This is a genomic window from Geodermatophilus sp. CPCC 206100 (genome assembly GCF_048569675.1).
Classification (GTDB): Bacteria; Actinomycetota; Actinomycetes; order Mycobacteriales; family Geodermatophilaceae; genus Geodermatophilus.
Map to the genome: position 1 here is coordinate 153,448 of NZ_JAQISV010000003.1, position 22,366 is coordinate 175,813.

A 22,366-nucleotide genomic window follows, 5' to 3' on the forward strand; every position below is an offset into this window, starting at 1 on the left:
GGCGCTCAGCCGGCGAGGTAGGGGATGGTCTGCGGGCCCTCGGGCAGGTAGCAGACCCGGGCGCCGGGTCCGTGCCGGCGGACGGCGTCGTCGACCGCCCCGGCCAGGTCGTCCACCGGGACCAGGTGGGCGGCGCGCACCTCCTCCGGCGGCAGCCCCGAGCAGTACAGCTGGACGTCGGCCTTGGCGAGCACCCGCGCGAGCACCTGCACCTGCCACTGGTCGGGCACGCGGAAGCCGGGGGAGGAGATCAGCTGCAGCAGGCCGGCCGGGTCCGGTGCCGCCCCCAGCACCTCGGCGAAGGACCCGTGTGCGGGGAGCCCGTCGGCGCACTCGGCCGCCACGACCACCGTGCCGCCCGGCCGCACGACCCGCTCGGCGGCGGCCATGCCCTTGACCGCCTGGTAGAGGTTCTGGTCCAGCGGGAAGCCGGAGTTGGTCGTCACGACGACGTCCATGGGGTGCGGAACGGCGCGCATCGCGGCGGCGCGGGCCAGCTCGCAGGCCCGCGCGTGCATCGCGAACAGCTCGCCGCAGACGACGGCGGTGATCCGCTTCGTCCGGTCCAGCAGCACGTCCAGGGCGAGGTCCGGCGGCGCAGCCGCGGCGCAGGCCCGGATGTCGCGGTGCACCGGGTTCTCCTCGATCACGCCCCAGGTGGCCAGCGGGCTGCCGATGCGGGCGGCGTCGTGGAGCACCATGACGGTGTCGAGGCCGGCCAGCCCGGGGGCGACCATCTTGGGCCCGCCGCTGAAGCCGGCGAAGAAGTGCGGCTCGACGAAGCCGGTGGTGATCCGCAGGTCGGCGGCCGGCCAGCGGCTGTTCAGCTCCAGCGGAACGCCGTCGCCGACCGTGCCCAGCGAGGTGAGCGAGGCGCGGTCCCGGGCGTCGTGGTTGACCACCTCGCACCGGTCCAGCACCGCCGGCCCCAGCATGGCGAGCAGCTCCTCGGGGGTGTTCCCGCGGTGGGTCCCGGTGGCCACGAGGACGACGACCTCGCAGCCGCGGGCCGCCGCGTCGATCTCGGCCAGCAGGACCTCGAGCACCTCCTGGCGGGGCTGGGCGCGGGTGCCGTCGCAGACGGACACGGCGATCGTCATGCCGTCGCGCACCTGCGCCGCCAGCGGTGCGGCTCCGAGTGGGTCGCGCAGGGCCCGGCGGAGGGCGGCGGCCGGATCGGGGAGGGCCGGGTCGTCGCGAGGCGTGACCACGAGGCCGCCGTCGTGGAGGGGGACGTCGACGGTGCCCCTCCCGTAGGCGAGGGGGACGACCGGAGCCGCCGGGCCTCCCGTCATCCGTGCACCGTCTCCCGGGGTCGTCCGCCAGCTGTCCGGACGTACCGTGCGGCCGGTCGGAGCGGGTGTCAAGCCGGCCCGGGCCCCGCGCCGGGCCGCCCTTCCGCCCGGGAGATGTGTCCCTTGACACACCGCGGCGAGCCCGCTGAGACTGGCGCCGGATGACTGTCCGCCATGCGGACACCGGGTCGCTCGACGTCGACCGACCCCGCCCGAGCCCCCTCAGCAGAGCAGGAGCCACCATGACGACGACCGCTCCCGACCCCACCCTCGGCGTGCAGCCGGCCGACCTCGTCGCCGCCGCGCAGCGGCTGGCACCGCTGGTCCGCGAGAGCGCTGCCGCCAACGAGGCCGCGGGCGAGCTGGTCGACGCCGTGGACGACGCGCTGCACGAGGCGCGCCTCTACGGGATGTGGACGCCCCGCGAGCTGGGCGGCGCCGAGTGCGACCCGATCTCGTCGCTGGAGATCGTCCAGACCCTCGCCGCGGCGGATCCCTCCACCGCCTGGGTGCAGATGGCCGCCGCGCTGGCCATCGGCACCGGCGGCGCCTACCTCAGCGACGAGGCGGTGAAGGAGGTGTTCTCCGGCGAGCGACTGCCGGTCGTCGCCGGCCAGGGCACCCGCCCCGGCACCGCGGTCACCGACGGCGACGGCTACCGGCTCAGCGGGGACTGGAGCTTCGCCTCCGGCATCAAGCACGCCCAGTGGATCCACACCCTCGGCATCATCCAGGAGACCGGCGAGCCGCGGATCTTCGTCCTGCCCGTCGAGGAGGCCGAGCTCATCGAGACCTGGGACGTCATGGGGCTCAAGGCGACCGGCAGCATCGACTACACGACCCGCGACGTCTTCGTGCGCGACTCCTTCACCCACCTCGGCCCAGTCGAGGAGGGTCGCCGCGGCGGCTGGGTCTTCAAGCTCGGCATCATGCACTTCGCGCTCATCGGCCACTCCGGCTGGGCGCTGGGCGCCGCGCGGCGCATGCTCGACGAGCTGGCCGAGCAGGTGCGGTCCAAGGCCGGTCGCGCCGGGTCGATGGCCGACAGCCCGCGGTTCCACGCCACCTACGGCGAGCTGGAGGCGCGGTACCACGCTGCCCGCGCCTTCGTGTACGAGGTGTGGCGGGACGCCACGGAGACCCTGCAGGGCGACGGCCAGCTCACCCCCGAGCAGCGGACCACGGTGCGGCTGGCGCTGTACAACGCCACCTGGACCGCGGAGGCCATCGCGAACGAGGTGTACCGGACCGGCGGGACGGCGGCCCTGCGCACCGGCCCGATCCAGCAGTTCTTCCGCGACATCCACGCCGGCACCCAGCACGTCACGTCCGGGCCGCAGGTCGTCGAGGGCGCCGGGCGGTTCCTGGCCGGCCTGGCCCCGAACCACTCGTGGCTGTACATGAACCTCGTGCCCCAGGGCTGAGCCCGGCACGCACGAGGGGGCGCCGACCACGAGGTGGTCGGCGCCCCCTCGTCGCGGAGGGAGGGCCGGGTCAGGAGACCCGGCGTCCGTCACCGGGACGCGGGGTCCGAGCCCAGGACGAACCCGAGGACCTCGTCGGCGACCTCGTCCGGCCGCTCGTGGTGCAGGCCGTGCCGGGTGCGCGGCAGGTCGCGCAGCACCGCCCCGGGGATCGCCTTCACGTAGGCCTCGCTGTGCTCGCGCGGGACGATCACGTCGATCTCCGCGGCGATGACCAGCGTCGGGCAGGTGATGAGCGGCAGCCGGGCCGGCAGCTCGGGGTTGTGCAGGTACGGCTCGCGGGCGAACCGGGCGAAGGCGGCCACGTCCTTCTGGGTCTGCGCGACCTGCTCGGGCGTGGGGGGCGCGGAGAGAGCCGCCTCCACCAGCGCGTCGTCGTAGAAGAGCGCGCGCACCAGGTCCGGCGGGGCCAGGTCGAACAGGTCGGCCGGGGGCGCCTCGGGCACGTCCAGCCCGGCGGGGGCCATGAGCACCAGGTGCTCGACCCGGTCGGGGATGGTGCTGGCCAGCTCCGCGGCGGTCCAGCCGCCGAAGGACGCCCCCACGACGTCGAGCCGGTCGATGCCGAGCTCGTCGAGGAGCTGGAGGTAGTGCTGGACCAGGTCGGCCATGGTGGCGACCTCGGGCAGCTCGTCGCTGTGGCCGAAGCCGGGGTGGTCGGGGGCGATCAGGTCGACCGACTCCGCCATCCGCTCGTGGAAGGGCTCCCAGTGGCCGGCGCCGCCGGCGGCGTGCAGGAAGAGGACAGGCCGGCCCGAGCCCTGGCGGAACAGGCTGATCTCCCCGGAGCCCATCGGCAGTCTCGTCGGGGTCGGTGCAGCAGCGGGTGCGGTCACGGTCTCTCCTGCCTCGTCGCGGAAACGGACAGTCGTCCGCCCCCGGGACCGTGTCGCATGCCACGTCGCGGTGTCAACGCCGACTCCGTGGAGCGGAGGGGCCGCGCTCAGGCCGTCGCGGACGGGGCGACCTCCACGTGCGGCCGGGACTGCCACAGCGCCCACTCGGCACCGACGTCGCCGGCGGTCCGCAGCAGCTTCGGCAGGTGCTCCTGCACCAGCCGCTCGGTCGAGGTCTCCGCGGCGTGCACGGTCACGTTCATGGCGGCGCGCACCGTGCCGCGGCCGTCCCGCACCGGCACCGCCACCGAGCGGATGCCGGGGGCCAGCTCCTCGTCGGCCAGCGCCCAGCCGCGCGCCCGGACCCGGACCAGCTCGTCGCGCAGCCGGTCGGCGTCCGGCTCGGACGTGGGGAGGCCCGCCCGGCTGGGCTGGGCGAGGGCGGTCTCGAGCTCGTCGGGGGACAGCGCGGCCAGCAGGACCTTGCCCTGCGAGGTGCGGACGGCGGGGAAGCGGGTGCCGACCTCGACCCGCAGCGCGACGATCCGGGGCACCGCGACGCGGGCCACGTAGACGATGTCGGAGCCGTCCAGCTGCGCCATCGACGAGGACTCGCCGGTCCGGGCGACCAGCGCCTCCAGGTGCGGGCGGGCGATGTCCCAGAGCCCGAGCGCGCCGACGTAGGCGGTGCCGAGGCTGAGCACCCGCGGGGTCAGGGAGAACGCGCCGCCACCCGAGCGGACGAAGCCGAGCTCCTCCAGGGTCAGCAGCAGCCGGCGGGCGGTCGGGCGGGCCAGCCCGGCGGCGGAGGCCACCTCGCTGAGCGACATGGCCGGCCGGTCGGCGTTGAAGGCGGCGATGACGTCCAGGCCGCGCGCCAGCGCCTCGACGAAGTCCGGTCCGGTCCCGCGTCCGGCCATCGCCCCCACCTCGTCCCGATCCCGGCTCGACCGGGCCATCATCCCGGTCGCGGGGCCGGGAACGGGCTCAGTCCCGAGCCGGCCACCCCGTCGGGGGAGTCGGTCCCCGCTCGGCGGACCCGTCGACCAGGGTGGCCAGCCCGGCGAGGTCGACGAGGTCGGCGAGGAACGGCCGGGCGCGGACCACCCGCACCGAGCACCCGCGGGCGGCCGCCAGCGCCTGGGCGCGGGCGAGCACCCGGAGGCCCTCGGTGTCGCAGAAGGAGATGCCAGAGGCGTCCACCGTCCACACCGGGTGGGCGGTGGAGGAGAGGGCGGCCAGCGCGTCGAGCAGGTGGTGGGCGCACGCCCGGTCGAGGTCGCCGGTGACGTACACGCGCCCGGCGCGCAGGTCGACCGAGACGAGCAGGGTGCGCGGGAAGGGAGAGGAGAGGACGCGGGGACGAGCCGACACGGTGGACCTCGCGGGCATCGCGGGGCCGGGAGGCGGGAGCTCCGGGCCAGAGTGGTGCGCACCTCACGTGCGCCGGCCGGAGCTTCGACCGAGACCCGAGCGTACCGGTCGAGACGCGTGCCCGCCCGTCGAGCGGGCTCCCGGCTCACCGGAGCCGGGGCAGCACCTCGCTGGTGAAGAGATCGACGAGCGACTGCCGCTCCGTGCCCCCGCCGACGGGGGAGAAGACCAGCGTCTCCGCGCCGGCGTCGGCGTACTCCCGGGCCCGGGCCGCCACGCGGTCGGGGTCGCCGTGCAGGAGGTAGCGGTCGGCCAGCCGGTCGAAGTCCTGCTGGTAGACGGCGCTCACCGTCTCGACCACCTGCCGCCGGGACCGGGCGGCGTCCTCGTCGACCCCGCCCCAGCAGAACACCGCACCGCGCACCGCGGCGGGGTCCCGGCCCGCGGCCTCCGCGGCCGCCCGCACCTCGACGAGGCTCGAGGCCAGCTGGTCGGGGGTGTACATGTACGGCATCCAGACGTCGCCGAACCGGCCCGCCCGGCGGATGGCGGCCGGCCGCCGGCCGCCCAGCCAGATCGGCGGGCCACCGGCCTGCAGCGGGAGCGGGTCCAGGGCCAGGCCGGGCACCCGGGTGAAGCGGCCGGCGAAGTCCACCGGTCCGCCGGCCCACAGCGCGCGGAACAGCTGCAGGGCCTCGTCGGCCCGGGCGCCGCGCTCGGTGACGTCGACGCCGGCCGCGGTGAACTCCGGCGGGTACTCGCCGCCCACGCCGACGCCGAGGTCGAACCGCCCGCCGCTGACCCGGTCGAGCGTGGTGGCCAGCTTCGCGGCCAGCGCCGCCGGGTAGAGCGGGACGACGGTCAGGGCGCTGAGCAGCCGGATGCGGCTGGTCGCGCCCGCGGCGGCGGCCAGCGCGACGAAGCCGTTCGGGTGCGTGCTGTGGAAGAACAGGTGCTCGCCGGTGGCCACGCCGTCGTACCCGGCGTCCTCGGCGGAACGGGCCTCCGCGGCGACGGCGGTCTGGTCGCTGCTCAGCGAGAGGACGACGCGCACCGGTCAGCTCTGCTCGGCGACGAGCTCGGTGTCCACGCCGATCCGGCCGACCTTCGACGCCCCGCCCGGACTGCCCAGCGGCGCCTCCCGCCCGGGGAGCACCTCCACGAAGAAGCGCCGGTTGTCGTCGACGTGCGGCTCGTTCTCGTCGCTGACCCGCCGGTCCTGGGCGATCGCCTCGACCGGGCACACCGGCTCGCAGGCGCCGCAGTCGATGCACTCCTTGGGGTTGATGTAGAGCTTCCGGTCGCCCTCGTAGATGCAGTCGACCGGGCACTCCTCGACGCAGGACATGTCCGTGGTGTCGATGCACTCGGCGCCGATGACGTAGGGCACGGGGACTCTCCTCGTGGGGCGGGGTGGTCGACGGGGGTCAGTGCGCGGCCGCGCCGAGGCCGGCGGGGTCGTCGCTGCTGTGGCCGGGGAACAGCGGCTGGTCGGGGTCGAGGTAGGTGGCGGCGTTGTTCACCGCGGTCGCAGCCTCCCCGAAACCGACCGAGATCAACCGCACCTTGCCGGCGTACTCGGTGATGTCGCCGGCCGAGTAGACGCCGGGCACCGAGGTGCGCATCGCGGTGTCGACGAGGATCTTGCGGTCGACGATGTCGATGCCCCACCGCTCCAGCGGGCCGATGTCGGCGGTGAACCCGAGCGCGGCGATCACCGCCTGCGCCTTGTACGGGGTGACGGTGCCGTCCTTGGCGCGCACGTGCACGGTGTGCAGCACGTCGTCGCCCTCCAGGGAGTCGACCTGGGCGTCGGTGACGACGACGGTCCGCCCCCGCTCCATGTCGGCGACGCTGGCCGCGTGCGCGCGGAAGTTCCGGCGCCGGTGCACCAGGGTCACCGAGGCGGCGAGCGGCTCCAGCGCCAGCGCCCAGTCGACCGCGCTGTCCCCGCCGCCGACGATGACGACGTCCTGGCCGGCGTGCGCGGCGAGGTGCTTCACCACGTAGGTGAGCCCGCGGCCCTCCCACTCCGCGCCGCCGGGCAGCGGGCGGGGCGTGAAGGTGCCGATGCCGCCGGTGATGACCACGGCGCCGCACGTGATGCGGGTGCCCTTGTCGGTGGTGACGACGAGTCGCTCCCCGGCCCGGGGGCGGCGGCCGGCCTCGTCGGTCAGCGACTCGGCCCGCTCGCCCAGCACGTACACCGGGTCGAAGCGGGCGGCCTGCTCGACCAGCCCGGCGACCAGGTCGCGGCCCCTGATGCCGGGGAACCCCGCGACGTCGTAGACCATCTTCTCCGGGTACAGCGCCATGACCTGGCCGCCCGGCTCGGGCAGGCTGTCGACCAGCGCCGTCCGCAGCCCGCGGAAGCCGGCGTAGTAGGCCGCGTACAGCCCGGCCGGCCCGGCCCCGACCACGAGCAGGTCGGCGTCGACCCGGCGGTCGTCGTCCACCCCGGTGGGTGACGGGACGAGGTCGGTCGCGGTCATGCGGGCTCTCCCGGGGTCGCGGCGGCGAGGTTGTCGGAGCGGGCCGCCCCCTCGAGCCGGGCGAGGGCCAGCTCGCGGATGCGGAACCGCTGCAGCTTGCCGGTCGCCGTCGTGGGCAGCTCGTCGAAGACGAGCACGTGCCGGGGCCGCTTGAAGGCGGCCAGGCCGTCGCGGCAGAAGCCGACGAGGTCCTCCTCGGTCGCCTGCCCGCCGGGCAGCAGGACGACGCAGGCCACCGGCTTGTCCAGGCCGTCGGCGTCGGGCAGCGAGACGACGACCACCTGGTTGACCGCCGGGTGCTGGCGCAGCCGCTCCTCGACCTCGGTGGGCGAGACCCAGATGCCACCGGCCTTGATGATGTCGTCGGTGCGGCCGAGGGAGGTGTAGTAGCCGTCCGCGCTGCGCACGTAGGTGTCGCCGGTGCGGACCCAGGAGCCCTGGAACACCCGCCGGCTGACCTCCGTCCGCTGCCAGTAGCCGGTGGCCGCCGAGCTGCCGCGGACGTAGAGGTGCCCGGGGGTCCCGTCGGGCACCGGGGCGCCCTCGTCGTCGACGATCTTCGCGTCGTAGCCGGCGACGATCTCACCGGTCGAGCCGGCGCGGGTCCGGCCGGGCCGGCCGCTGATGAAGATGTGCAGCATCTCGGTCGACCCGATGCCGTCGAGCATCTCCACCCCGAACGTGCCGGTGAACCGCTCGAACAGCGCCGCGGGGAACGCCTCGCCGGCCGAGACGCAGGCCCGCACGCCGGCGAAGGCGTCCCGCGGCAGCCCCGCGGCCAGCAGGGCGGCGTAGTACGTGGGACCGCCGAAGAAGAGGGTCGGCCGGTGCTCCTGCAGCACCCGCAGCGTGCTCGCCGGGCTGGGCCGGGCCCGGTCGAGAACCGTGCTGGCGCCCACGGCGAACGGGAAGGTCATCGTGTTGCCGAGGCCGTAGGCGAAGAAGAACTTCGCCACCGAGAACGTCACGTCGTCCGGGCCGATGCCCAGCACGTCGCGGGCGTAGGTCTCGGCGGTGTCGCGCAGCGACCCGTGCCGGTGCATCGCCCCCTTGGGTGTGCCGGTGGTGCCCGAGGTGTAGAGCCAGAAGGCGGGGGAGTCGGCGACCGTCGGATAGGGCTCGGCCACCCGGTCCAACTCGCCGGTGCCGGCGGCGAGGAACTCCGGCCAGGAACGGACGCGGGCGCCGGCCACCTCCGGGAGCTCCTCGGCGTCGAACACGACGACGTCGGCGAGGTCACGCATCCCGCCCAGGGCCGGCGCGAGATCGGCGAACTCGGCGCTGAGCAGGACGAGCCGGGCCCGGCTGTCGGTGGCGAGGACGGCGATGTCCTTGGGCTTGAGCATCGTGCTCACCGGGACCGGGACCGCGCCGATGCGCAGCCCGGCCAGGAACGCCGTGAGCAGCTCCGGGGTGTCCCCCATGCAGAGCAGCAGCCGCTCCTCGGGCCGGACGCCGGAGGCGACCAGCGCCGCGGCGAACCGGCGGACGGCGTCGTCGAGCTCGCCGTAGCTCAGGGTGCGCACGCTGCCGTCGAGGTCGATGGCGGAGATCGCCCGCTTGCCGGGGGCCGCGCGGGCGTGCCGGGTGACCAGCCACTCGGCGGCGTTGAACGGCTCCGGACCCGGCGGCGCCGCGGCCGGGGAGGGGAGGTCGGGACGGGCGGTGTCGAGGGTGGCCACGCTGCTCAGCCCTTCGGTGATGTGGCCCTCCTGCAGGGTCCCGCCGCGAGCGTGCGAGCGGTGGGGGGCAGGAGGGTCCTTTCTCAGAAGCGGACGTAGTCGTACTCGACCGGCAGCGAGTTGATGCCGACCGACGGCGGGGCGATCCAGCCGGCGAACTCCCCGGGCTCGTGGTGCGGGACCATCAGCTCGGCGACCTGCGCGCGGTCCTCCGGCGTCGGCAGGTACCCGCTGACCGTCCGCTCCCAGGTGGCCGCGTCGACGATCTCGCCGGCCGGGGTGACGTGGTGCCCGGAGAACGCGCCCACCTTGCGGTTGAAGCCCTGGTGCGGCAGGTACAGCCGCTCCTCCAGGCCGGCCTCCTCCAGCTCCTGGTTCCACCGCTTGACGCCGTTGGCGCAGTCGGCGACGTACTCGTTGCGCAGGTCGAGGTTGAGCGCGGTGAGCATCGGCACGGTCCTGCTGCTCATCCGGCCGTCCTCGATGATCGGGACGTCCATCGTCAGGTCGTGCAGCTGGTGGTCGTCCTTGCGGCGGGTCTCCATCCAGCGGCCCTTGAGCCCGGACGTGTAGTAGCCGGCGACGTTGGACGAGGTCTCGGAACCGAAGAGGTCCATCGAGACGGAGAACTGGAAGTTCAGGTACTTCTGGATCACCGACAGCGGGATCCCGCCGTACTGCCAGATGTCGTCGGTGCCGTGCTGCTTCATGAGCTCGGCGGTCCGCTGGACGGTGCGCTGCACGCCCGTCGTCCCGACGAACATGTGGTGCGCCTCCTCCTTGAGCATGAACTCGCAGGTGCGCGCCAGCGGGTCGAAGCCGCTCTCCTTCAGCGTCCCGAGCTGGTACTTGCCGTCCCGGTCGGTGAAGTAGGTGAACATGAAGAACGACAGCCAGTCGGTGGTCTCCTCGTTGAAGGCACCGAGGATGCGGGGCGAGTCGTAGTCCCCGGAGTTGCGCTTGAGCAGCTCCTCGGCCTCCTCGCGGCCGTCCTTCCCGAAGTAGGCGTGCAGCAGGTAGACCATCGCCCACAGGTGACGGCCCTCCTCCACGTTGACCTGGAAGAGGTTGCGCATGTCGTAGAGCGACGGGGCCGTCATACCCAGGTGCCGCTGCTGCTCGACCGAGGCGGGCTCGGTGTCGCCCTGGATGACGATGAGGCGGCGCAGGTCCGAGCGGTGCTCGCCGGGCACCTCCTGCCAGGCCGGCTCGCCCTTCTTGTCCCCGAAGTTGACCTTCCGGTCGGGGTCGCGCTCGGCGAGGAAGATGCCCCAGCGGTACTCCTCCATCGGCACCCGGTCGAAGTGCGCCCAGCCGTCGCGGCCGACCGCGATCGCGGTGCGCAGGTAGACGTCGTGGGTGGGGATCGAGGGGCCGAGGTTCTTCCACCAGTCCAGGAACTTGGGCTGCCAGCCCTCCAGCGCGCGCTGCAGCTTGCGGTCACCGGCCAGGTTGACGTTGTTGGGGATGCGCTCGCTGTAGTCGATCGTCGACAGCGGCCCGGTGGGGGCGGGGGCGTCGCCGGTGACCGTGCCGTTGGTGGGTGAGCTCTCGGTGGTGGTCATGCTCAGACCCGCTTCCTGTCGTAGTCGGCCCGCTTGCCGGTGCCGTACCGGCGCAGCGCTCCTTCCGGCCCAGCGGCGTTGGGCCGCTGGAAGATCCAGTTCTGCCAGGCCGTCAGGCGGCCGAAGACCTTCGTCTCGGGGGTCTCGCGACCGGCGAAGCGCAGGTTGGCCTCCATGCCGGTCAGGGCGTCGGGGGAGAAGCTCGCCCGCTCCTCGATGAGCAGCCGGACCTCGTCGTCCCAGTCGATGTCGTCCGGGGTGGCCGTGACCAGGCCGAGCTCGGCGGCGTCGGCGGCCGCGAGGTCCCGCCCGGTGGCGGCCTCCGCGGCGGCCAGTTCCTCGGCGCTGCCGAGGAAGCGCACCTGCAGCCGGGACAGGCCGTTGCCCATGGGCAGCAGGCCGGTGTTGAACGCGTCCAGCCGGACCACCGCGGGCGGCTTCGGGTCGTCGTCGTCCTCGAACTGCCCCTCGAGCATGACCTGCCGGTCGGCCGCCAGGGCGATCTCCAGGAGCGACCCGACGAAGCAGCTGCCCGGCTCGATCAGCGCGAAGAGGCTGCGCGAGGTGGTGTCCAGCCGCTTCACCGTCCGGCGGTAGAAGCCGATCGTCTCGTTGACCAGCCAGTGCTCGCGGTTCGCCAGCAGGAACTCGTCGTAGGCGGCGACCGTCGCCGGCTCGCCCTCGGTGCGCAGCAGCCAGGTGCCGATCGCCAGCTCGTTGGTGCGCAGCCGCAGGATCGCGTCGTCCAGCTCGCGGGTGGCGGCCAGCAGCCAGGCGGCGTCCCCCTGCTCCTGCAGCTCGTCGACGCTGCCGGGGACGGCGGTCGGCCCGAGCACGGTGACCGTCGCGGTGCCCGAGTCGCGGTCCAGCACGACGCGGACGTGTTCGTAGCGGGTGGTGTCGCCGTCGGTCTCGCGCCGCAGCGGGGTCAGCTGCACGCCGGTCGCCCCGGCGCCCGGGCGGGTCGAGCGGGCGGCCAGGTCGGCGGCCCGGCGGGCGACCTCGTCGGCGAAGTCGCGGGCCTTGACGGTCGCGTCGACCAGCCGCCACCGCACCGCGCGCTCGCCCCGGATCCCCTCGGCGGTGGTGGAGAAGACGTCGGCGAGGTCGCGCCGGACGCCGCGCTTGTCGACGACCCGGGTCAGGCCGCCGGTGCCGGGCAGCACGCCGAGCAGTGGCACCTCGGGCAGCGACACCGCCGAGGAGTTGTCGTCGACCAGCACGATCTGGTCGCAGGCCAGCGCCAGCTCGTACCCGCCACCGGCCGCCGTGCCGTTGACCGCGGCGACGAACGACAGCCCCGAGTGGGCCGAGGCGTCCTCGAAGCCGTTGCGGGTCTCGTTGGTGAACTTGCAGAAGTTCACCTTCCAACTGTGCGGCGAGGCCGCGAGCATCTTGATGTTCGCGCCGGCACAGAACATCCGCTCCTTGGCGCTGGTGACGACGACCGCCTTCACCTCGGGGTGCTCGAAGCGGATCCGCTGGACGGCGTCGTGCAGCTCGATGTCGACGCCGAGGTCGTAGCTGTTCATCTTCAGCTCGTAGCCCGGGACGATCCCGCCGTCCTCGGCGACGTCGAGGGTGAGGGTGGCGACCTCACCGTCGGTCGACAGCGTCCAGTGCCGGTAGGCCTCCGGGGAGGTGTCGAAGGAGACCTCGGTCGTGGCGGCCGGCTCGGCGACGGGGGCCGGGCCCTCCGCCGTCGTCGCCGCTCGGTCGTCGAGGGTGGTCACGGTGCCTCCAGGGGAGTTGCCGGCGCGGGCGTGTGGCGCCCGTCACCCATCCTGACGTGCTACACGACCGTGCGCAAGAGACAGAACAGATGTAGCGCGCGGTCAGGAGACCCCGAGCAGCGCGGAGGCGACGGAGCTGTCGCTGCGGAAGGCGAGCGTGGGCGAGCGGTGCACGACCTGGCCCTTGTCCATCACCGCGATCTCGTCGGCGACGGCGAAGGCCAGGTGCAGGTCCTGCTCGACGACGACCAGGGTGGTGCCCTCGGCCTTCATCCCGCCGATCGCCTCCCCGATGAGGTCGACCACGGCCGGGGCCAGCCCGTCGGAGGGCTCGTCCATGAGCACCAGCCGCGGGTTGGTGAGCAGCGCGCGGGCGATGGCCAGCATCTGCTGCTCGCCGCCGGAGAGCTGACCGGCCGCGTGCCGGCTCCGCTCGCCGAGGCGGGGCAGCAGCTCCAGCACCCGCGGCACGGTCCACGGCCCCCGGCCCCGGCCGCGCCGGGCGGCGAGGTCCAGGTGCTCGGTCACGGTGAGCGGCGCCCACACCCGGCGGCCCTGCGGCACGATCGCCACCCCGGCCCGCGCGACGACGTCCGGACGGCGGCCGGTGAGGTCGGCGCCCTCCAGCCGCACCGTGCCGGCCGACGGGGTCACCAGCCCCATCAGGGTGTGCACCAGGGTGGTCTTGCCGACGCCGTTGCGGCCGAGCAGGCCCAGCACCTGGCCGGCCGCGACGTCGAGGTCGACGCCCTGCAGGACGGTGCTGCGCCGGTAGCCGGACCGCAGTCCGCGGACCTCGAGCACTCAGCCCACCTCCAGCCGGGCCGGCCCGGTGCCGTCGAGGAACAGCGCGCCGCGGCCGGTGCCGAGATAGGCCTCCTGCACCGCGGCGCTGCTCCGCACCTCGTCCGGGCTGCCGGTCAGCAGCACCCGGCCCAGGTGCAGCACGGTCACCGACGTGGCCAGCGCGAAGACGACGTCGAGGTCGTGCTCGACGATCACCACGGTCACCGACTCCGGCAGCGCTTTGAGCAGGCCGACCAGCCGGGCGCTCTCCGCCGGCGACATCCCGGCGGCCGGCTCGTCGAGCAGCAGCAGGGTCGGCTCGCAGGCCAGAGCGACCGCCACCTCCAGCTGGCGCCGCTCGCCGTGGGACAGGGCCGCGACCGGGGTGGCGGCCCGCGCCTCGAGCCCGACGTCGGCCAGCAGCCCGCGGACGCGCTCGCGCGCGGCGGCCTGCCGGCGGGGCACCAGCGAGTGCCGCGAGCCGTGCCGGCGCTGGGCGGCGAGCAGCACGTTCTGCTCGACGGTCTGGCTGAGGAACAGGCTCGAGTGCTGGAGGGTCTGGCTGATCCCGCGCCGCGCGCGCTGCGGCTCGGACAGCCGCGTCACGTCGTCCCCGGCCAGGGCCACGGTGCCCGCGGACACCCGCAGGGCCCCGGTGACCAGCTTGAACAGCGTGCTCTTGCCGGCGCCGTTCGGGCCGATGAGGGCGTGCCGCGCGCCCGCGGGGACCTCGAGCGAGACGTCGTCCACCGCCTTCAGCGCGCCGAACGTCCGGCCCACGCCGGACAGCGACAGCAGAGGTGCGCTCATGCCGATCCCTCCCGGGGGCGCCGGCGCCGGAGGCCGGCCAGGCCCGCGACGCCGCGGGGGAGGAGGTAGACCGCGGCGATGAACAGCAGGCCGAGCAGCAGCGGCCCGTGCCCCTCCAGCGTCGGCCCGAACGTGTCGCGGACGAGGACGACGACCGCCGCCCCGAGCGCCGGCCCCCAGAGCGAGCCCGCCCCGCCGAGGACGACGGCCAGCAGCATCAGCGCGCTGGTCGTGAACCCGGTGTCGCTGGGGTTGACGATCCGCACGAGCCCGGCGAACAGGCCCCCGGCCAGGCCGGCGAACCCGCCGGCGAGGACGAAGGCGAGGTACTTGTAGCGGAACGGCGAGTAGCCCAGCGAGCGCATCCGGGCCTCGTTGTCGCGGATGCCGCGCAGGGCGGCGCCGAACGGCGAGGCGGCCACCAGCCACAGTCCCAGCGCGCCCAGGACGACGACCGCGAGGACGAACCAGTACACGTACCCGGCCAGCGTCAGCGGCGTGCCGGCGACCCGGATGGAGGGGATGCCGAACAGGCCGTTGGAGCCGCCGGTGACCGACGACAGCGACTGGGCCAGCTGGTGCACCAGCTCACCGATCGCGAGGGTGAGCATGAGGAAGAAGACGCCGCCGCTGCGCACCGCCAGCCAGCCGGTCGCGGCGGCCGCCACCGCCCCGGCGACCGCCGCCGCGAGCACGGTGACCACGCCCTCGCTGTTCCAGTGGGTGGACACCAGTCCGGCCGTGTAGGCGCCGATGCCGAACCACGCCGCGTGGCCCAGCGAGGGCAGCCCGGTGATCCCGACCAGCAGGTCCAGGCTCATCGCGAACAGCGCGAAGACGAGCAGGCGGGAGACGGTGGTGGTGCCGAAGGGGTCGACGAACAGCGGCACCGCGGCCAGCACCGCCAGCACGGCGAGGGCGAGGACGGCGGCCAGCGGCCGGGAGGTGCGGCGCCGCGGCGCGGCCGCCGCGGCCGGCGCCCCGTCCGCGGTGCTCACGACAGGAGGACTCTCCACGGTCATGAGTGGGCCACCTTCCCGGCGAAGAGTCCACGGGGTCGGACGATGAGGACCAGCGCCAGGGTGCCGAAGAGGATGAACGAGGCCAGCTCCGGCAGCAGCGCGCGGCCCAGCGACTCGACCTGGCCGATGACCAGCGCGCCGATGAGGGCGCCCCGGATCGACCCGAGCCCGCCGATGACCACGACCACCAGCGCCAGCAGCAGGATCGTCTCGTCCAGCCCGGGCCGGGCGCCGTAGACGGGGGCGGCCAGCACCCCGGCGACGGTGGCCAGCATCGACCCGAGGCCCAGGACGGCGACCTTCACCTTGCGGTTGTCGATGCCCATCGCCGAGACCATCTCCCGGTCGGCGACGCTGGCCCGCACGAGCGCGCCGACGGAGGTCTTCTCCACGACCAGCCACACCACCAGCGCGAGCACCAGGCCGATGCCGATGATGAGCAGGCGGTAGGCGGGGTAGGCGCTGCCGGCGACGTCCACGCTGCCGTCCAGGCCCGGGGGCGGGGGCACCGAGCGGACGTCGTTGCCGTAGACGATGGACAGCACCTCGGCCACGACCAGCGAGATGCCCAGGGTGAGCAGGGCCTGGTCGAGGATCGGCCGCCGGGCCAGCGGCTCGGTCATCCCCGACAGCGCCCCGCCGGCGAGCAGGCCGACGAGGGCGGCGACACCGAGGGCGGTCAGGAAGCCGCCCCAGGAGTCCCCGGCGACGAAGGTGACCGCGAGGTAGGAGCCGACGAGGAAGAACGCGCCGTGGGCGAGGTTGAGCACGTCCATCATCCCGAAGACGATGGACAGCCCGACGGCGAGGACGAACAGCAGTGCGCCGATGGCGAGGCCGTTCAGGATGCTGACGAGGTTCGCGTCGAACCAGCCGAGCACGGGCTGCTCCTTCCGGGGGTGCCGGGCCGCGGAACGGTGACTCCCGGCCCGGCACCGGGCGGGTCAGGGCTGGGGGAAGACGCCGAGCTCCTCCACGACGGAGTTCACGAGCGTGCCGTTCTCGTCGACCACCTCGCGCAGGTAGACGGCCTGCTCCGGGGTCTGGTTCGTGAAGCTCCACGGGCCGCGCGGGCTGTCGTCGATCTCGCCGAGGCCGCCGAGGGCGTCGCTGACCGCCTCGCCACCGGTGTCCCCGGCCTCCTCCAGCGCGCGGGCCAGGACGTTGGCCGCGTCGTAGGCCTGCACCGCGTACGTGGTGGGCAGCTCGCCGTAGGCCTCCTGGTAGGCCTGCACGAACTCGGTGTTGGCCGCGTTGTCGATCTCGGTCGAGTAGTGCAGCGTCGTCCGGACGCCGACCGCCGCGGGGCCCTGCGCCTCGAGCACGCTGCCCTCGGTGAGGAACCCGGACCCGTACAGCGGCACGGTGTCCTTGAGGCCGAAGTCGGCGTACTGCTGGACGAAGCTGACCGCCTCGCCACCGGCGTAGAAGACGAAGGTGGCCGCGGCGCCCGAGCCCTGGATGCCGGAGAGGAAGGGCTGGAAGTCCTGGGTCGTGCCGAACGGGCTCAGCGCCTGGCCGGCGATCGTGCCGCCGCCGGCGGTGTAGGCCGCGGTGAAGCCGGCGACGACCTCCTGCCCGGCCGCGTAGTCCGGTGCCATGACGTAGACCGGGCCGATGCCCTCGGCGGCGAGGTGCTCGCCCATGGCGGCGGCGATCTGGGCGTTGGTGAACGACGAGCGCCAGACGTAGGGGCTGGCCGCGTCCTTGGTGATGGCCTCGGCCCCGGCGTTGGCCACGATCAGCGGGATCTGGGCCTCGGTGACCTGCTCGGCGACGCCGAGCGCGGTGGCGGAGTTGACGATGCCGACCATGGCGTCCACGTCGCCCTCGGTGAGCAGCCGCTGGACCGCCGGGACGCCGGTGTCGGGGCCCTCGCCCTCGTCCGCGGTCACCGTCTCGACGGTGAAGCCGCCCATCTCGCCGCCGTTCTGCTCCAGCCAGAGGTCCCAGCCCTGCTGCATGTCCTCGCCGAGCGGCGTGTAGACCCCGGCCTGGGGGATGACCAGGCCGACGCGGACGGTGCCGCCGCCCTCGCCGCCGCCCCCGCTGCCGCCCTCCTCCTCGCCGCCGAGGCTGCCGCCTCCGCACGCGGCCACGGCCAGGGTGAGGATGCCGACGCCGAGGCTGCCGACCAGTCGCCGACCGGACAGGTGATGCACCACGGGCACACTCCGGAGCTCACGACGTGCTACACCCGCACGTCTGATGGAACTGAACCATGTAGTTTCCCGTCCAGGTGTGTCAAGCCTCACAGTTCGCCCGTCGGCCGCTTTGGTGCCGTTCCGTGACCTGCGGCGGGACCGGGGTCGCGGTGGGTGGCGGGGTGGCACGGGGTGTCACGATGAGGGGCGTGGAGGTCGTGGACGGTCCGTTCGTCACCCGCCGGCAGGAGCTGGGCGCGGCCAGCGCGCGCAGCCTGCTGCTCACCGTGCTCGGCGAGTTCGTGCTGCCCGGCGGCGGGCCGGTGTGGACCGCGAGCCTCATCGACCTGCTGGGGGAGCTCGACGTCGCCGAGAAGGCCGCGCGGCAGGCGATCATGCGCACCGCCGACAGCGGCTGGATCGAGCCCAGCCGCATCGGCCGGGAGACCCGCTGGGCGCTCACCGACGCCGGCACCCGGCTGCTGCGGGAGGGCACCGAGCGCATCTACGGCTTCGCCGCCGACGACCGCGCCTGGGACGGCCGCTGGCTGGTCCTGTCCGTCGGCGTGCCCGAGAACAACCGGGCGCTGCGCCAGCAGCTGCGCACCCGGCTGGGCTGGGCCGGGCTGGGCTCGCTGGACGCCGGGACGTGGGTGACCCCGCGGGTCGACCGCGAGGAGGAGGCCCGGCGGGTGCTCGAGCAGCTCGGCGTCCTCGCCGGCAGCTGGTCGTTCGTCGCCACCGCCGGTCTGGTCGGCGACGAGCGGTCGCTGGCCCGCACCGCCTGGGACCTCGACGGCATCGAGGCCCGCTACGAGGACTTCCTCGAGCTGGTCAGCCGGCGCCGGCCGCGGACGGACCGGCAGGCACTGGTCGCGCAGGTCCGGCTCGTGCAGGAGTGGCGCCGCTTCCCGCTGCTCGACCCCGGCCTGCCCCGCGAGCTCCTGCCGCCGCGCTGGAGCGGCAGCCGGGCCGCCGAGGTCTTCCGGGAGCGGCACGCCTCCTGGGCGCCGCGCGCGCAGCAGGCCTGGGCCGAGCTGGTCCGAGACCGCTGACCGCCCTCAGGCGGGGACGGCGTGGCGCTGCAGCCAGTCCCGGCCGGCGTCGGTGAGCACCCGCATGTCGCGGTCGGCCTCCAGCAGGGGCGGGTCCTGCCGGTAGAGCCGGGCCACCAGCTGGCTGTCGGGTGCGAGCTGGCGGGCGATCTGGTGCGCCTCCAGCTTGTGCATCCGCCCGCCGGGCGCCTCGGCGAAGCGCTGCAGGAGCGCCAGCTGGGCCTGCTGGGGGTCGGTCCGCGGGCGTGGGGTGGCGGCGGCCACCGGCTCCTCGTCGAGCAGCGCGGTGATCGCCCGGGAGAAGGTCTGCACCAGGTCGCGGATGCGGTCGTCGCGCGAGGGGGCGGCCGCCTCGCCGCCGGAGCCCTGCCAGGTGCGCTGCGGGTGCCGGCGCAGGTACTCCTGCTCCAGCTCCAGCATCCGCTCGGTGTGGGTCCGGTACTGCTCGGCGGTCCCGTGCAGGAAGACCCAGTGCCGCATCGCGTGCGCGTGCAACCCCTGGCGCTCGAGCTCCTCGTCGGTCAGCTCGCGCGCCGGGATGCCCGGTCGGTCGGTCATGGCCGCTCCCCTCGGTCGTGCCCGGTCGACGGTGACCGGGGTCTCATCGTGTCGGCAGGGGCGCCGGGCTGTCACCTCGGCGGAACGGCGCCGGAGGTGCGGCCGGCCCGGTCTGTGCCACCCTGACCGCGCCCGTGTGGCACCAGTCCGCCGGCCGGGGAGGATCCGATGCGCGTCGCGGTGGTGGGCGGCGGACCGGGCGGCCTGTTCGTGGCGGCCCTGCTGCGCAGCGCCGACCCGCGCCGCGAGGTCACCGTGTACGAGCGCAACCGCGCCGAGGACACCTTCGGCTTCGGGGTGGTCTTCTCCGACGCCACCCTGGCCGGGATCGACGACGCCGACCCGGTGCTGCGCACCGCGCTCACCGAGCACGGCGTGCACTGGGACCCCATCGAGGTGCGGGTGCACGGCGAGCGGCTGCGCTGCGGCGGCAACGGGATGGCGGCCGTCGAGCGGCGCACCCTGCTGCGGCTGCTGCAGGAGCGGGCCGCCGAGGTCGGCGTCGAGGTCCGCTACGCCACCGAGGCCGACCCGGACGCGCTGCTGTCCGCCGGGGCGGACCTGGTCGTCGCCGCCGACGGCGCGAACTCGCGGGTGCGGGCCCGGTTCGCCGGCACCGCCGGCGCCACGGTCGAGACGGCGTCGGCGAAGTTCATCTGGCTGGGGACGACGTACCCCTTCGCGGGCCTGACGTTCGTCCACGAGCGCGGCCCGCACGGGGTGTTCGCCGTCCACGGCTATCCGATCGGGTCCGGCGTCTCGACGTTCATCGTCGAGACCGACGAGGCGTCGTGGCGGGCGGCGGGCCTGGACGCCTTCGACGTCACCCAACCGCCCGGGCCCAGCGACGAGCGCTCCCGGGCCTACCTGGAGGAGCTGTTCGCCGGCCAGCTGGACGGCGCCGAACTGCTGGTCAACAACTCCCGGTGGTCGAACTTCCGGACGCTGCGCACCCGCCGGTGGACCGCCCGTGCCGGCCGGACCGCCGTCGCCCTGCTCGGCGACGCCGCGCACACCGCGCACTTCTCGGTCGGTTCCGGCACGAAGATGGCCATGGAGGACGCCGTCGCGCTGGCCGCCGCGCTCGACGCGCACGGGGACGACGTGGACGCGGCCCTGGCGGCCTACGAGGCGGCCCGTCAGCCGCAGGTCGCGAGGATCCAGGACGCCGCCCGGCCCAGCCTGTCGTGGTGGGAGCACGTCGGGCGTTCCCACGACGCGCTGCCGGCCTGGCAGTTCGCCTACCACTTCCTCACCCGCAGCCTCACCGACGCCCGGCTGCGCCGCCGCGACGAGGGGTTCGTCGCGCAGGTGCACGCGCGGTGGGCGGCCGAGCACGGCGCCGAGCCCCTGGCGAGCCCGCTGGAGCTCGCCGGCCGGCGGGTGCCCGGCCGAGTCGTCGAGGTGGCCGGCGACGCGGTGCGATATCCGGGCGGGGCGCTCCCGCTGGCCGCCGGGCCGCCCGGCGCCGGGCCCTGGGGCCTCGCGGTGACCGCACCCGACGCGGAGCAGGACCTGCCGCCGGCGCTGGACGCCGTGGCGGCCGGCGTGCGCGCCGGCGCCGACCTGGTGGCGGTCGGCGGGGGCACCCCGCTGACCCGGCGGCTGCTGTGCGAGGCGGCCCGGCTCGAGCACGGGGCGGCCGCCCTGCTCGTCGAGGACGCCGACGCCGACACCGCGACCACCGCCGTCCTCTCCGGGCGGACCGACCTGGTGGCGGGAGGAGCGCGCCGATGACCGAGCGGAGGAGGGCCACCCCGATCGCCGAGGGCACCGTGCCCTGGCCCGAGGACCTGGCCCGCGAGTACACGGCCCGCGGGTGGTGGCGCGGCCGCGCGCTCGGCACCGAGCTGGCCGAGGCCGGCGACACCCGGCCGGACGCGGTCGCCCTGGTGGACGGCGACGTCCGGCTGACGTACCGGGAGCTGCTGGCGCGGGCCGACGCGCTCGCCGCCCGCCTGGTCGACGACCTCGGCCTGGTCCGCGGCGACCGGGTCGTCGTCCAGCTGCCCAACTGCTGGGAGTTCGTCGTCCTGACGCTGGCCTGTCTGCGGGCCGGGATCGTGCCGGTGATGGCGCTGCCCGCGCACCGCTCGCACGAGCTGGGCCACCTGGCGCAGCACGCGGAGGCGGCCGCGCTCGCCGTTCCCACGACGCTGCGCGGCTTCGACCACCAGGCGATGGCGGCGGAGCTGGTCGCCGCCTCCGCCACCCTGCGCGCGGTGCTCGCCGTCGGCGAGGCCGTGGCGCCGGGGTCGGTGGACCTGACCGCGCTCTGCGCGGCGCCCCGGGACCCCGTCGTGCTGCGGGCCCGCTGGGACACCGATCCGCCCGGCAGCCGGGACGTCGCCGTGTTCCTGCTCTCCGGCGGGACCACCGGGCTGCCCAAGCTGATCGCCCGCACCCATGACGACTACGCCTACAACGCCCGGGCGAGCGCGGAGCTCTGCCGGCTCGGGCCGGGCAGCGTGTACCTGACCGCGCTCCCGGCGTCGCACAACTTCCCGCTGGCCTGCCCCGGGATCCTCGGCACGCTGCTGAGCGGCGGTCGGGTCGTGCTGCTGCCGTCACCGGAGCCGGAGCGGACCTTCGCCGTCGTCGCCGCCGAGGGCGTGACCGTCACGGCTGCCGTGCCCGCGGTCGCCCAGCGCTGGCTCGCGCACGCCGCCGAGGTCGGGGCCGGGCAGCTGGCCACCCTGGAGCTGCTGCAGGTGGGCGGCGCGCGGCTGGCCGACGAGGTGGCCCGCACCGTCCGGCCCGTGCTCGGCGCCACCCTGCAGCAGGTGTTCGGCATGGCCGAGGGGCTGCTGAACCACACCCGCCTCGACGACCCCGACGAGGTGGTGTGTACGACGCAGGGGCGGCCGCTGAGCCCCGGCGACGAGGTGCGGATCGTGGACGAGACCGGGGCCGACCTGCCCGACGGCGTGCCCGGCGCGCTGCTCACCCGCGGGCCCTACACCCCGCGCGGCTACTACCGGGCGCCGGAGCAGAACGCCCGCGCGTTCACCCCGGACGGCTGGTACCGCAGCGGCGACGTCGTCCGCCGCCGGCCCGACGGCAACCTCGTCGTCGAGGGCCGGGACAAGGACATGATCAACCGGGGCGGCGAGAAGATCAGCGCCGAGGAGGTGGAGAACCTCGCCTACACGCTGCCGCAGGTGGCCCAAGCCGCCGCGGTGGCCATGCCCGACCGTGAGCTGGGCGAGCGGGTCTGCCTCTACGCCGTCCTGCGGCCGGGTGCGGCGCTGACCCTCGAGGAGGTGCGCGCGGCGATGGCCGCGGCCGGGGTGGCCCGGCACACGTGGCCCGAGCGGCTCGAGGTCGTCGCGGAGCTGGCCACGACCAAGGTCGGGAAGGTCGACAAGAAGGCGCTGCGGGAGGACGTCGCCGCCCGGCTGACCGGCTGACCGTGGTGGCGATCCTCACCGCCGGGCGCCGTCGGGGTGTGAGACGGTGGGAGGGAGTCCCCAGCCGGGCTCCCGGACGAGCACCGCCGTACCCGGTCAGCGACAAGACGGCGTCAGGGA

The 22,366-nt window shown here is 74.7% G+C and carries 20 protein-coding genes and 1 riboswitch; of the genes, 4 read left to right on the forward strand and 16 right to left on the reverse strand.

Features of this window, described 5'->3' with window-relative positions; translation table 11 throughout:
* Window positions 1-5 precede the first annotated feature (5 nt).
* Window positions 6-1,295, reverse strand: coding sequence for a nickel-dependent lactate racemase (gene larA / locus PGN05_RS01310; protein WP_419750460.1), 1,290 nt, complete (start codon window positions 1,293-1,295; stop codon window positions 6-8).
* A 242-nt stretch (window positions 1,296-1,537) separates the two neighbouring features.
* Here larA and PGN05_RS01315 point away from each other — a divergent pair, with 242 nt between their 5' ends.
* Entirely contained in the window at window positions 1,538-2,719 is a 1,182-nt protein-coding gene (locus PGN05_RS01315) for an acyl-CoA dehydrogenase family protein (protein ID WP_419750462.1), read from the forward strand.
* A gap of 89 nt (window positions 2,720-2,808) precedes the next feature.
* On the opposite strand, the gene PGN05_RS01320 is transcribed toward PGN05_RS01315, so the two are convergent.
* From PGN05_RS01320 to PGN05_RS01385, 14 genes are all read right to left on the reverse strand, one after another.
* Window positions 2,809-3,615, reverse strand: coding sequence for an alpha/beta fold hydrolase (locus PGN05_RS01320; RefSeq protein ID WP_419750463.1), 807 nt, complete (start codon window positions 3,613-3,615; stop codon window positions 2,809-2,811).
* Window positions 3,616-3,722: 107 nt separating this feature from the next.
* A complete protein-coding gene (locus PGN05_RS01325) occupies window positions 3,723-4,535 on the reverse strand; it encodes an IclR family transcriptional regulator domain-containing protein (protein ID WP_419750465.1) in 813 nt (270 codons plus the stop codon).
* Between the two features lie 67 nt (window positions 4,536-4,602).
* Window positions 4,603-4,989 (reverse strand): STAS domain-containing protein, encoded by a 387-nt coding sequence (locus PGN05_RS01330; RefSeq protein ID WP_419750466.1) that lies wholly within the window; start codon window positions 4,987-4,989, stop codon window positions 4,603-4,605.
* Window positions 4,990-5,134: 145 nt separating this feature from the next.
* Complete coding sequence (locus PGN05_RS01335) at window positions 5,135-6,043, reverse strand: LLM class flavin-dependent oxidoreductase (protein ID WP_419750468.1); 909 nt, start codon at window positions 6,041-6,043, stop codon at window positions 5,135-5,137.
* A 3-nt stretch (window positions 6,044-6,046) separates the two neighbouring features.
* On the reverse strand, window positions 6,047-6,379 hold the full coding sequence (fdxA, locus tag PGN05_RS01340; protein WP_419750470.1) for a ferredoxin: 333 nt from the start codon (window positions 6,377-6,379) through the stop codon (window positions 6,047-6,049).
* 37 nt (window positions 6,380-6,416) lie between these two features.
* Window positions 6,417-7,481: an NAD(P)/FAD-dependent oxidoreductase gene (locus PGN05_RS01345; RefSeq protein WP_419750472.1), complete on the reverse strand. Its 1,065-nt coding sequence runs from the start codon at window positions 7,479-7,481 to the stop codon at window positions 6,417-6,419.
* Entirely contained in the window at window positions 7,478-9,163 is a 1,686-nt protein-coding gene (locus tag PGN05_RS01350; RefSeq protein ID WP_419750473.1) for a benzoate-CoA ligase family protein, read from the reverse strand. The genes PGN05_RS01345 and PGN05_RS01350 overlap by 4 nt, the downstream gene beginning before the upstream one ends.
* Window positions 9,164-9,246: 83 nt before the next feature.
* Window positions 9,247-10,728 (reverse strand): benzoyl-CoA 2,3-epoxidase subunit BoxB, encoded by a 1,482-nt coding sequence (gene boxB, locus PGN05_RS01355; protein ID WP_419750475.1) that lies wholly within the window; start codon window positions 10,726-10,728, stop codon window positions 9,247-9,249.
* Between the two features lie 2 nt (window positions 10,729-10,730).
* Window positions 10,731-12,461, reverse strand: coding sequence for a 2,3-epoxybenzoyl-CoA dihydrolase (boxC, locus tag PGN05_RS01360; RefSeq protein WP_419750477.1), 1,731 nt, complete (start codon window positions 12,459-12,461; stop codon window positions 10,731-10,733).
* A gap of 102 nt (window positions 12,462-12,563) precedes the next feature.
* Window positions 12,564-13,265, reverse strand: a complete 702-nt coding sequence (locus PGN05_RS01365; protein WP_419750479.1) for an ABC transporter ATP-binding protein — start codon at window positions 13,263-13,265, stop codon at window positions 12,564-12,566.
* Entirely contained in the window at window positions 13,266-14,057 is a 792-nt protein-coding gene (locus PGN05_RS01370) for an ABC transporter ATP-binding protein (RefSeq protein ID WP_419750481.1), read from the reverse strand.
* The gene (locus PGN05_RS01375) at window positions 14,054-15,055 is read right to left on the reverse strand and encodes a branched-chain amino acid ABC transporter permease (RefSeq protein ID WP_419750482.1); all 1,002 of its coding nucleotides are present in this window, start codon (window positions 15,053-15,055) and stop codon (window positions 14,054-14,056) included. The genes PGN05_RS01370 and PGN05_RS01375 overlap by 4 nt, the downstream gene beginning before the upstream one ends.
* 20 nt (window positions 15,056-15,075) lie before the next feature.
* Window positions 15,076-15,960, reverse strand: a complete 885-nt coding sequence (locus PGN05_RS01380) for a branched-chain amino acid ABC transporter permease (RefSeq protein ID WP_419750484.1) — start codon at window positions 15,958-15,960, stop codon at window positions 15,076-15,078.
* A 63-nt stretch (window positions 15,961-16,023) separates the two neighbouring features.
* Window positions 16,024-17,244, reverse strand: a complete 1,221-nt coding sequence (locus tag PGN05_RS01385) for an ABC transporter substrate-binding protein (RefSeq protein ID WP_419750486.1) — start codon at window positions 17,242-17,244, stop codon at window positions 16,024-16,026.
* Between the two features lie 179 nt (window positions 17,245-17,423).
* Here PGN05_RS01385 and PGN05_RS01390 point away from each other — a divergent pair, with 179 nt between their 5' ends.
* A complete protein-coding gene (locus tag PGN05_RS01390; RefSeq protein ID WP_419750488.1) occupies window positions 17,424-18,278 on the forward strand; it encodes a PaaX family transcriptional regulator C-terminal domain-containing protein in 855 nt (284 codons plus the stop codon).
* Window positions 18,279-18,284: 6 nt separating this feature from the next.
* Here the strand turns inward: PGN05_RS01390 and PGN05_RS01395 are convergent, their stop codons facing one another.
* Complete coding sequence (locus PGN05_RS01395; protein WP_419750490.1) at window positions 18,285-18,836, reverse strand: DUF6158 family protein; 552 nt, start codon at window positions 18,834-18,836, stop codon at window positions 18,285-18,287.
* A gap of 168 nt (window positions 18,837-19,004) precedes the next feature.
* On the opposite strand from PGN05_RS01395, the gene PGN05_RS01400 reads away from it, so the two are divergent.
* Window positions 19,005-20,573 (forward strand): FAD-dependent monooxygenase, encoded by a 1,569-nt coding sequence (locus PGN05_RS01400; protein ID WP_419750492.1) that lies wholly within the window; start codon window positions 19,005-19,007, stop codon window positions 20,571-20,573.
* Window positions 20,570-22,246: a (2,3-dihydroxybenzoyl)adenylate synthase gene (locus PGN05_RS01405; protein WP_419750494.1), complete on the forward strand. Its 1,677-nt coding sequence runs from the start codon at window positions 20,570-20,572 to the stop codon at window positions 22,244-22,246. Before PGN05_RS01400 ends, PGN05_RS01405 begins: the two co-directional genes overlap by 4 nt.
* A gap of 51 nt (window positions 22,247-22,297) precedes the next feature.
* Window positions 22,298-22,363: riboswitch (guanidine-III (ykkC-III) riboswitch) on the forward strand.
* Window positions 22,364-22,366: the final 3 nt, after the last annotated feature.